Source organism: Microlunatus ginsengisoli (genome assembly GCF_039537205.1).
Lineage (GTDB): Bacteria > Actinomycetota > Actinomycetes > Propionibacteriales > Propionibacteriaceae > Microlunatus > Microlunatus ginsengisoli.
Window position 1 is genome coordinate 186795 of the sequence record NZ_BAABAB010000005.1, and the last position, 10829, is coordinate 197623.

Sequence of the window (10829 nt, forward strand, 5' to 3'; positions counted from 1 at the left end):
AGCGTGCCTTCGACAGGCTCAGCGCACGTCGACGACGGCCCGGCCCCGACGGCGGTCAGTTGGGATAGCTGGCGACGTAGTCGGTCATCCGATCGTCGCGGAGTGCCGCCGCGAGGACATCCAGCTTGGGCTGGTCGACGATGTCGATGCTCTGCTTCGTGGGAGACGTGCCGAAGCCCGTGATCGGTGCCTGCAGCGCGAACACGTCGTCCGGTGTGAGCCGCAACGACGCGGCGGTCTTCCGGAGCTCGCGGTCGGTCAGCTGCCGATCGACGCTGATGTGTCGTGCGGCGCCGCCCGCGAACCGGACGAAGCGGTCGGGGTCGGCGATGACTGCTGGGCTGAGCCCCTTCTTCATGATTGCCGCCACCACTGCGCGTTGGCGCTCGGCCCTGTCGAGATCACCGTGCGGCAACTGCTTGCGCTCGCGCACGTAGGCGAGCGCCTGCTGGCCGCGGATGGTGACGTTGCCCTGCGGGAAGGCGTAGCCGTCGGATCGTGACGGGTACTGGTTGTATACGGTGACTCCGCCCAGATCGTCGGTCAGCCCGATGAAGCCGGCGAAGTCGATCACGGCGACATGGTCCATCCGGGTGTCGAGCAAGCCTTCCAGCGTGCGGATCGTCAGGGCGGTGCCGCCGTAGGCGTACGCGGCGTTGATCTTGTCCTTGCCATGGCCGGGAATCGGGACGTACAGGTCGCGTGGAAACGAGATCAGATATGCCTCACGACGGTCGCCCGTCAGGTGCAGCACCATCAGCGCGTCGCTCCGGCCGGCGCCGGCATTGCCGACGGCGCGGCTGTCGGAGCCGATCAAGACATAGTTGATGGCCTTGCTTGCGGGGTTCTTCGCCGGACGTGGCGATTCGGAGGGATCGGTCGGCGAGTCCGGCGGCATCTCGTCGACCCGCTGGAGGTTCTGTTCGACGGCCGAGTCGATGCGCACCACATAGACCGATGCGAAGACAAGCGCTCCGACGATGAGCACGGCGGTGCCGATGAGCGCGATCAGGAGCACCGAGCGCCGGCGCGACGTCTTGCGGCCACGGGGATCTGGCTCGGTGGATGCGGGCGGGGCCATGCGGATCGGGGGCGACATCGGCTCTGTTCTTCAGCGGACAACGGATGCGCTGGTCCCGAACGCAGCGCCCCGAGCCGCTGCACAGCACTGGCCTCGAAGCATAGCCAGCCGATCCGGGATCGGTCCATACCGGGTGCCGCGTGATCACATCGTCGCCATCTCCACGCCGCAGTCTCACCGAACCGACATGTGATCGCCGACCCACGCCCACGTGGTCGTGCCGTGTCCGGCGATCGCGACGGCATCTAACTCCTCGGCGCAGCTTCCACCGCCCGTGGTCGCGCGCAACTTCCGCACGACCACTCCCTGACAGGAGGCAGACGGGTAGGCGAGCAGCAAGCCACGGTCGGAGGAGCCGAGGGCTACAGCGGTCGAGCGTGACTGGATCGTGCGCCAGGTTCGGCCGGTCGTGCTGACCCGGACCCGCCCGTCGCCGCAGATGACCGCGGCGCCCGCCCTGCTCGTGGCGCTGAAGGCCCGGACGGCATCGCCACACGGCCGAGATGTCCGACCACCGGGCGCGTGCACCCGGGCAGGATCTTTCGGATCGCTGAACCAGGTGTCCCAGACGACCGGTGCGCTGTGCCACCTCCGATCCGGGGACTCCGTGCTGGTGTAGGCAGGTCGACAGGCGGCATCCGCGCCGACGGCGAACACCGAGTGATCGCCGTACGCCTGCAGGCGGACGAGCGCGCGCAGCTGGGGATCGACACGTCGCCAGGTCTTTCCGCCGTTCGTGGTGACCTCGACCACCGCTCGCTCGCCGCAGCCGCCACCTTCGGCACGCCAGGCGATGGTGGCCGAGTTGGCGGTGAGAAGCCGGCTCGGGGTGGATGCCGGACCCGGGGACTCGGGTGCGGATGGGGAGGCGGTCGGTGCGGGAGTCGGCGTCGAGACAGTCCGCGATGTGTCGCTCGGGCTCATGGCGGGGCTCACCGCAGGGACGCCGGCCGGGACCGCGGACGTCGCGGTGGCCGAGTGTCGCACGATGAGCGCGGCGATCAGAGCGGCGTTGAGGATGATCAAGCAGCCGATCGCGATCCATCGCGCGTTGCTTCGCAGCGCGCCGAGCATGGCGCGTAGCCTAACCACAATATTCGGTGCCCCGGTCCAATCCGCGGTCGAGTCGTCCGAGGAGTGTCCCGCCCTGTCGAACCTCGAGCAGTTCCGGATCTTCTGTGTGTGCACCGGCAACATCTGTCGATCGCCGGTGGCGGAGCGACTGCTGGCCGTCAGGCTCGGACCGGGCGTGGCCGTGAGCTCAGGCGGTACCTACGGTGTGCTCGGTGCCCCGATCTCACCACCGATGGCTCGGCTGCTCGGGCAGGCCGAGATCGCGTCCGCAGACTTTTCGGCACGCCGGGTCACGCCCGAGGAGCTGCGCGCGGCAGACCTCGTGCTCACGATGACCAAGGAGCAGCGACGCGACGTCGTCGACCTGGCGCCCTCCGTCGTTCGCCGGACCTTCACCTTGCGTGAGTTTGCTCGCCTGCTGGACGGGCTGGAGCCGGACGAGCTGCCCGGCAGAACCTCGGCGGAACGGCTGCGGGTAGCCGTGAGATCGGCGGCGACGCGGCGGAGCCCGAGCGCGGCGGACGAGATCGACGATCCGTACGGGGGTTCCGAAGCCGACTACGTCCGAGCGTTCGGCGAGATCGACGACGCAGTGACGACGATCGCCAGGATTGCCGGTGGACGACTCTGAGGACGGCGCGATCATGATCGTCCGCAGATCAGGTATCACGATCGATCGGGGCCGGAGCCGTTTGATCACACGTTGGTATCCCGCCTGGCATTTGTCTGCACGATGTAGTTAGCATGAGCGCGACTCGTGATCACGAGTCGCGACGACGCCAGCACTGCGGGGGCAGTGCCCATGGAGGGAGCCCCCCGAGACGTGTTGTGCAAGAGCGCACTGTCGCGCCAGGCCGTCCGTGTGTTGTGGGACTGCGCGAGCTGGGTGCTGGCCACCTGCGTGGTGGTCGGCTCTCGGTACGACTTCACGCTCGCTGATTCCCAGGACGTCGCGGTCGTCGCGTACGCGGTCGCTGCCTGCGTCATTCAGGTGATCGTCGGGACTTTGCTGATGCTGTACCGCGGCCGGTACAAGACCGCGAGCTTCGAGGAGAGCTTCGGCCTGGCGATGTCGACGGTCGTCGTCTCGCTCGTGCTGGCGGTGATCTTCATCGGTCTCGTCGGCACCAGCGCGTTTCCGCGGGCCGTCGCCGCCCTCGCCCCGCCGGTCGCCCTGCTGTTGATGGCCGCGGGACGGTGGGGCTACCGCGCGATCGTCACTCGTGCCGGCGCGCGTGCCGGCGCCGACCGGGAGCGCGCGCTGATCTACGGTGCCGGCAATGCCGGGCACCAGCTGGTGCGGCTGCTGACCATGGAGGATGCGGCGCCCTTTCGTCCCGTCGGTTTGATCGATGACGACCGGAGCAAGCGACACCTGCGCTTGATGGGAGTTCCGGTGCTCGGCGATCGGAGCGGACTGCTCCAGGCCGCAGCAATGGTCGACGCGACGACGGTGATCCTGGCGATCAGCGATGCCGGCCCCGAGCTGGTGCGCGAGACATCGGCGCTCGTCGAGGAAGCCGGGCTGAGATTCCTGGTGCTGCCGCCGGTCAACGAGGTGGTCGGCGGTCGGGTCAAGCTCAGCGACATTCGTGAGGTCGACATGGAGGATCTGCTCGGGCGTCGGCAGATCCACACCGACCTCGGCGGGATCGCCGGCTATCTCACCGGACGCGTGGTCTTGATCACGGGCGCCGGCGGCTCGATCGGCTCCGAGCTCGCGCGTCAGGTGCACGCCTTCGGACCGACGGAGCTCGTGCTGCTCGACCGGGACGAGTCCGCGCTGCATGCGGTCCAGCTGTCGATCTATGGCCAAGGCCTGCTGGACACGCCCGACATGGTGCTGGCCGACATCAGGGACGCTCGGGTCGTGGAGGAGATCTTCGCTCTGCATCGTCCCGAGGTCGTCTTCCACGCCGCAGCGCTCAAGCACCTGCCGATGCTCGAGCAGTATCCCGACGAGGGCTGGAAGACGAACGTCCAAGGAACGCTGAACGTGTTGGAGGCGGCTCGCAAGGTCGGCTGTGCCCAGTTCGTCAACGTCTCCACCGACAAGGCCGCCGATCCCAGCTGCACCCTCGGACGGACCAAACGCATCGCCGAGCGCGTCACCGCCTGGTACAGCGCGAATGCCCCCGGTACCTACATCTCGGTCCGGTTCGGCAACGTGCTCGGCAGCCGGGGGTCGGTCCTGCACTCGTTCATGGAGCAGATCCATCGCGGCGGTCCGGTGACCGTCACGCACCCGGACATCACGCGGTACTTCATGACCGTTCCGGAAGCATGTCAGCTCGTCATCCAGGCCGGCGCCATCGGGGAGGCCGGTGAGGTGCTGATCTTCGACATGGGAGAGCCGGTCCGGATCCTCGACGTCGCACAGCGGCTGGTGGCGCGGTCGGGAAAGGAGATCGAGATCGTCTTCACCGGTCTCCGCCGGGGCGAGAAGCTGCACGAGGCGCTGTTCAGCACGGGGGAGCAGGGAACCCGGCGCCAGCATCCACTGATCACCCATGTCCCGGTTCCGCCGCTGCATCGGGCCGACGTCGGGTCGTTCTCGCAGCGACCGGAGCTCAGGCCTGTGGCCGTCGCAACCGGCTCCGATCGGGTGGGCTAGCAGATGCATGTCCTGATCACCGGAGGTGCGGGCTTCGTCGGCTCCAACCTGGCCGAGGCCGCGATCGCGAGCGGCTGGAGTGTCACCGTTCTCGACAATCTCGCGACCGGCCATGTCGACAACCTGCTCGGGCTCGACGTGGACTTCGTCAAGGGTTCCGTCACCTGCGCCGACGACGTCATGCGCGCCATGCGGGACGTCGACGCGGTCGTCCACCTCGCCGCGCTCGGCAGTGTTCCGCGCAGTATCGCCAACCCGATGGCAACTCACGAAGCGAATGCCACCGGCACCCTGACGGTGCTGGAGTGTGCCCGCCGGACCGACATCCGGCATGTCGTCTACTCCTCGTCGAGCTCGGTGTACGGAAGCAATCCTGCGCTGCCCAAGGGCGAGCGGGAGTGGGTGCGGCCGATGAGTCCGTACGCGGTGTCGAAGTTGGCGGCGGAGCAGTACGTGCTGGCCTACCAGCAGTCGTTCGGCCTGAGCACGCTCGCCTTCAGGTTCTTCAACGTCTACGGACCCCGGCAGCGTCCCGGCCACGCGTACGCCGCGGTCATCCCGGTGTTCCTGGATGCGGTTCGCCGCGGCTCGGCGATACCGATCAACGGCGACGGCAGCAACTCTCGTGACTTCACCTACGTCGGCACGGTCTGCGACGTGCTGCTGCGCGCACTCGCCCGCGGGGTGTCGCATCCGGAGCCGGTCAATCTCGCGTTCGGCACCAACACGAGCCTGCTGGACCTGGTCGAGGTGATCGAGGACGTCACCGGCTGCCAGTCGCCGCTCGAGCACCGCGGGCCTCGACCCGGCGACGTACCGCACTCGCAGGCGGACAACGCGGTCCTCCGCGGTCTCTTTCCCGACGTCGCACCGGTCCCCCTCCGCGACGGCATCGACCGCACCTACACCTGGTTGAGGGAGCAGTCATGAAGAAGCTCGTCGTGATGGGCCAGGGCTACGTCGGGCTGCCGATGGCGCTTCGTGCGGCCGCGGTCGGGATGGACGTCGTCGGCCTGGACTCCGACGCCGCCCTGGTCGAGCGGCTCAATGCCGGCCGGTCGCACATCACCGACGTCTCGGTCGACGAGCTGCGACAAGGTCTCGACTTCGGGTACTCGGCGTCCGCCGATCCCACTTGCATCGCCGATGCCGACGTGGTGCTGGTCTGCGTGCCGACGCCGCTGCACCGAGACGGCGGCCCGGACCTCACAGCGATCCTCGACGCGGCCGGGGTCATCGGTCGCCATGTCCGCAAGGGAACGCTGGTGGTGCTGGAGTCGACCACCTACCCCGGCACGACCGAGGAGGTCTTCGCGCCGCTCGTGCTCGGTGACCAGTGGGCACAGGGCGAGGTCATGATCGCCTTCTCGCCCGAGCGGATCGATCCCGGCAACCAGGTGTACGGGGTCCGCAACACACCCAAGGTGGTGGGCGGCCTGACAAGCAGGTGCACCGAGGCCGCGGTGGAGTTCTACGGCATCCTGGTGGACACGGTCGTCGCGGCCAAGGGAGCCAAGGAGGCCGAGATGGCCAAGCTCTTGGAGAACACCTTCCGGCACGTCAACATCGCCCTGGTGAACGAAATGGTGCGGTTCTCCAACGAGCTCGGCATCGACCTCTGGGACGCGATCGACTGCGCTGCCACCAAGCCGTTCGGCTACATGGCGTTCCGCCCCGGTCCCGGGGTCGGCGGGCACTGTATCCCGGTCGATCCTGCCTACCTGAGTCATCGGGTGAAGGCCGAGCTGGGGTACGCCTTCCGGATGGTCGAGCTGGCCGAGGAGATCAACCGAGCCGCACCGCTGTACACCGCGACCCGAGCCCTGGAGCTGCTCAACGATCGAAGGATGGCGGCGAACGGGGCTCGGATCCTGCTCCTCGGTGTGACCTACAAGCCGGACGTCGCCGACTGCCGCGAGACACCGGCGATGCCGCTGGCCCGCAAGCTCATCGACTGGGGAGCGGTGGTCTCGTACCACGACCCTTATGTTCCGGGCTGGCGGGTCTCGCCCGGCCGATCGCTCAATCGAGCTGCCGACCCGTACGAGGCAGCTGAGCAGGCCGACCTCACCATCCTTCTCCAGCCGCACGGGAGTTACGACCTGGCCCGACTGGCCGCATCGTCGCGGCTGCTGCTCGACACGCGGGGGGTCGTCACCGCGTCCGGCGTCGTGCGGCTCTGACGTGACTCCAGCCGAGCCGCTGCCCGGGGAGGACCCGCGCCCCGCAACCGTCATCGTCGGGCGGGACAGCAACCTGTCTGCCCGGCTGGCGAAGCGGGCGCCGGCGCCGACGTTGATCTCAGCGCGCGAGTTCAGCTCTGAAGGCTTCCGGAGACAGCTGCCGGCCGGGCCGTTCAGCCTGGTCCTGAACAACTTCCAGGCCGCGACCAGGCTCGACGACGTGCGCAATCCGGAGTCCTTCGTCCAGGTCTCGCTCGGGGTGACCGCGAGCATTCTCGGATCGCTGGCCGACTACGACGTTCGCAAGATCATCTACACCAGCAGCGCGTCGGTGTACGGCGACAACACCTCGTGTCGTGAGGACGACCGGCTGATGGCCGACTCGTTGCACTCGAGTCTCAAGGTCGCCAACGAGTCGCTGGTGCGCAGTGCCGGGCGACGGCACGGTATCGATACGACGATCGTGCGGTTGTTCAACATGTACGGCGGAGACGACAACTTCTCGCTGATCGCCAAGATCATCGACGCGGCCCGGCTCGGCACTCCGCTGCGGGTCGCCAACCGGGGCAACGCGGTCCGCGACTTCATTCATGTCGACGACGTCGTCGACGTGTACGAGGTGCTGCTCGATCGTCGCGACATTCCCGTCGTCAACGTCGCGACCGGTTTCGGCACATCCGTCCGGTCGATCCTCGACGCGGTCCGGCGGGAGGGGTACGAGCTCGAGATCGAGTCCGTCCGGCGACGCGAGATCGACGTCTCGATCGCGGACGTGACCGTGCTGTCGGGACTCGTCGACGTCGGCCGGTTCGGTCGGGTCGTCGAGCACGTGCTGGAGTCGATCCGCCGATGAGACCCAGGCTCCACCTGGCGACGACCGTGCCCCAGTCGCTCGACAGCCTGCTCGTCGGCCAGCCCGCGTACCTGAGCAGGCAGTTCGACGTCACGGTGATCTCCTCACCCGGCGATCGCTTGGACGCCGTGGCCGACCGCGAGGGGGTGGCCGCGTTCGGCGTGGAGATGAAACGAGCAGTGACGCCGCTCGCGGACGTGGCTGCGCTTTGGCAGCTGTGCCGGTGGTTTCGCCGGACCCGGCCGCAACTGGTGCAGAGCTACACGCCGAAGGCGGGGCTGTTGGTGATGGCCGCCGCGGCGCTGGCCCGGGTCCCTGTCCGGGTCCACGGGATCGTGGGGATGCCACTGATGGAGGCGTCCGGACTTCGTCGGCAACTTCTGCTGGCCGCGGAACGTGCAACGTACGCCCTGTCCACCCGGCTGACCTGCAACAGCACGGGACTGCGGTCCTGGGTACTGGACCACGTCAGCAGCGCCCGGCGGATCGACGTGATCGGCGAGGGCTCGATCAACGGTGTGGATCCCGCCCGGTACCGGCCGGCGGACGCGAACGCTCGTGCCTCGGCACGCCGACTCTTCGGCATCGACGAGGACGCGACGGTGATCTTGTACGCGGGCAGGCTAGTCGGCGACAAGGGGATCGGGGAGCTGTTGCTCGCCTTCGAGCAGCTCCGGTCCGAGCACGACGACGTGGTGCTGCTGCTGGTCGGGTCGGCCGAGCCCGAGCGGGACCCGCTGTCCGAGCAGGCGGCGCAGCTGCTGCGGTCCTCGGACGGGATCGTCAACGTGGGCTGGTGCGACGACGTGCGGCCGTACTACTCCGCTGCCGACATCTTCGCCCTGCCGAGCTATCGCGAAGGTCTGCCGAACGCGCTGCTGGAGGCGTCGGCGTGCGGGCTCGCCTGCGTGGCGACCGACATCAACGGGTGCAACGAGGTCGTCGCTGACGCGGAGACAGGCCTCCTGATCCCGGTGCGGGACAGTGCCGCACTCGCGTCCGCCCTGGAGCGGCTGCTCGATGTCGATCTTCGGGCCCGGCTGGGGTGCGCGGCCCGGCGGCGGGTGCGCGAGCGATACGACCAGCGCCTCTTCTGGGAGAGCCTGCTCGACTTCTACCGGTCGGTTGTCCGTCCGGCGGCCGATCAGCGCGCCTCAGACCGCGGCTCCTTCGTCGACGGATCGGGCGCTGCGTAGCGACCACAGCGCAGCGACCGTGCCGAAGACCGTCTGCAGGACGTACATCACGACGATGCCGAGGGCGGTTCCGGTCAGGCCGAACGCCTTGGTCGCGAGATACATCACGGGCAGCGTCACAGCGATGCTCGCGCACACCACGACGGGCTGCCAGCCGAAGCGGGTGGTGCTCACCACGGCATAGGACGCGATGGTCGCCAGCCCGGCGGCCGTCGCTCCGGCCACCAACAGCAGCAGCAGTCCGACCGAGACGGGAACGGCGTCTCCCAGCAGCCAGTGGGCGACCTGCGGTCCGCAGACGACCGCGCCGACGGCGCCCAGGAAACCCAGTCCCCAGATGACCACCGACATCCTCAGCATCGAGATCACCAGCTCCTTGGAGCCGTGATGCCGGACCGCGACGGACAGCGATCGTACGTTCGCCTGCCCGAGCGAGTTGGCCAAGATCGTCACGACCGTCATCGGATAGGCGAGAATCGCGAACACACCGAGCGCGTCGGCGTCGAGGAGTCCTGCGACCGTCAGCCGGGGAACGGCGAACGACAGCGAGGAGAGGGCGGCCGCCAGACCCAGCGGCCAGCTTCGTCGCACCAGGTCACGCGCACGAAGGGCCGGTCCGGCGGCGGTGGAGCGGGAATCCGCCGCGCTGGCTCGCGGATAATCCAGCAGCAGGAGTTGCAGCGTCCAAGTGACGGCGAGCGCGATCAGTGCGGCCTGGAGCCCCCAGAGCCAGGCAGCTGCGCTGACGAGGACCAGCGTGACCGCTCCGCGGAGGAGCTGGGAGAAGGCGATGGCAGCCAGGATCTCGCGGCGCTGGTACTCGCCGTAGCAGACGTCGAGCACGCTCTCCACCGCCTTCGAGGCGGCGACCAGGACGACCACGACCACGAACGCCGGCTCGGGCCGGACGAGGCAGCCGATCAGGCTGCCGACCAGCAGGGCCAGCACGGCCAGGGCCGTCGAGAGCCGGGTGTAGGTCGAGAACGAGGTGGCGGAGTGATCGACGCTCAGGGTGGTCCGAAGACGTAGTCCGAGCCCGAGCTGGACCGGCGCGGTGACGGCCAGGGCGAGGGCGTACAGGCCGACCTCGGTCGGTCCGAGGATCCGAGCCAGCACGACGAGGATCGCGAACTGGGCCAGCGCGTACCCGCAGTTTCCGATCAGGACCGGTCGGGTCCGCAGCCGCAGCGACCGCCGGCTCAGCGTCGCCGTGTCGTCAGCCATCGCGCTCGGTGGCCCTGGTACGGGCGAAGAACACGACAAGGATCATCACCATCGCCTGCTTGATCAACATCCACAAGACGTTGTCCAGGTCGCTGGCCAGTGCGACGATCACCGTCGCGGGCAGCCAGGCCGCGAGCAGCTTTGCCGACGGATCGTCCGGAGCCAACGAGTCCGACCAGTAGCGATCGGCCCAGCGGACCAGCACCGCGAAGGGCAGGAAGGCGACGATGCCACCGACCAAGCCGAAGTTGATCATTCCTTCCCCGGCCAGACCGTAGATCCGGCTCGACCGCTCGCCGACGGCGTAGGAGCCGGCACCGTTGAGCAGCTCGGTGCCCGCGGCGACCTTGTCGTCGTCCGGAGTGGGAGCGATGGCGTCCGGCGCCAGCCGGATCACGTCGCCGATGTACGTCGCGCCCCAGCTCAGCTCACCACCGCTGCCGAGCCGGTCGATCACCAGGCTCTGCGTGCCGGCGCGACCGAAGTCCTCCAGCAGCAGGAGCTCGAAGGTGCGGCCTGTCTCCGCCGACATTGCCGCGATTGTCGTGCGATCGTCTGCGAGCCGGAGAACCTCGGCGCCCACCGTCTTGTAGAACCCGTAGAC

The 10829-nt window shown here is 68.4% G+C and carries 10 protein-coding genes; 6 read left to right on the plus strand and 4 right to left on the minus strand.

Going from position 1 to position 10829, the window contains the following annotated elements; genetic code table 11:
- Positions 1-55: 55 nt before the first annotated feature.
- Both ABD747_RS03140 and ABD747_RS03145 read right to left on the minus strand, forming a co-directional pair.
- Positions 56-1099, minus strand: coding sequence for an LCP family protein (locus ABD747_RS03140; protein WP_344801631.1), 1044 nt, complete (start codon positions 1097-1099; stop codon positions 56-58).
- A 156-nt stretch (positions 1100-1255) separates the two neighbouring features.
- Positions 1256-2155, minus strand: coding sequence for a hypothetical protein (locus tag ABD747_RS03145; RefSeq protein WP_344801632.1), 900 nt, complete (start codon positions 2153-2155; stop codon positions 1256-1258).
- Here ABD747_RS03145 and ABD747_RS03150 point away from each other — a divergent pair.
- The 6 genes from ABD747_RS03150 (at position 2154) to ABD747_RS03175 (ending at position 9001) form a co-directional block, all read left to right on the plus strand.
- Entirely contained in the window at positions 2154-2786 is a 633-nt protein-coding gene (locus tag ABD747_RS03150; protein ID WP_344801633.1) for an arsenate reductase/protein-tyrosine-phosphatase family protein, read from the plus strand. The genes ABD747_RS03145 and ABD747_RS03150 overlap by 2 nt on opposite strands.
- 171 nt (positions 2787-2957) lie before the next feature.
- On the plus strand, positions 2958-4769 hold the full coding sequence (locus tag ABD747_RS03155; RefSeq protein ID WP_344801634.1) for a nucleoside-diphosphate sugar epimerase/dehydratase: 1812 nt from the start codon (positions 2958-2960) through the stop codon (positions 4767-4769).
- Positions 4770-4772: 3 nt separating this feature from the next.
- The gene (locus ABD747_RS03160; RefSeq protein WP_344801635.1) at positions 4773-5699 is read left to right on the plus strand and encodes an NAD-dependent epimerase/dehydratase family protein; all 927 of its coding nucleotides are present in this window, start codon (positions 4773-4775) and stop codon (positions 5697-5699) included.
- On the plus strand, positions 5696-6952 hold the full coding sequence (locus ABD747_RS03165; RefSeq protein ID WP_344801636.1) for a nucleotide sugar dehydrogenase: 1257 nt from the start codon (positions 5696-5698) through the stop codon (positions 6950-6952). The genes ABD747_RS03160 and ABD747_RS03165 overlap by 4 nt, the downstream gene beginning before the upstream one ends.
- Before the next feature lies 1 nt (position 6953).
- Positions 6954-7805 (plus strand): NAD-dependent epimerase/dehydratase family protein, encoded by an 852-nt coding sequence (locus ABD747_RS03170; RefSeq protein ID WP_344801637.1) that lies wholly within the window; start codon positions 6954-6956, stop codon positions 7803-7805.
- Positions 7802-9001 carry a glycosyltransferase family 4 protein gene (locus tag ABD747_RS03175; RefSeq protein WP_344801638.1) on the plus strand — a complete coding sequence of 400 codons (1200 nt, stop codon included), beginning with the start codon at positions 7802-7804 and terminating at the stop codon, positions 8999-9001. The genes ABD747_RS03170 and ABD747_RS03175 overlap by 4 nt, the downstream gene beginning before the upstream one ends.
- On the opposite strand, the gene ABD747_RS03180 is transcribed toward ABD747_RS03175, so the two are convergent.
- Entirely contained in the window at positions 8960-10225 is a 1266-nt protein-coding gene (locus tag ABD747_RS03180; protein WP_344801639.1) for a lipopolysaccharide biosynthesis protein, read from the minus strand. The genes ABD747_RS03175 and ABD747_RS03180 overlap by 42 nt on opposite strands.
- Positions 10218-10829: hypothetical protein (locus ABD747_RS03185; RefSeq protein ID WP_344801640.1), on the minus strand; the 612-nt coding region annotated here is incomplete at its 5' end. The genes ABD747_RS03180 and ABD747_RS03185, both read right to left, overlap by 8 nt.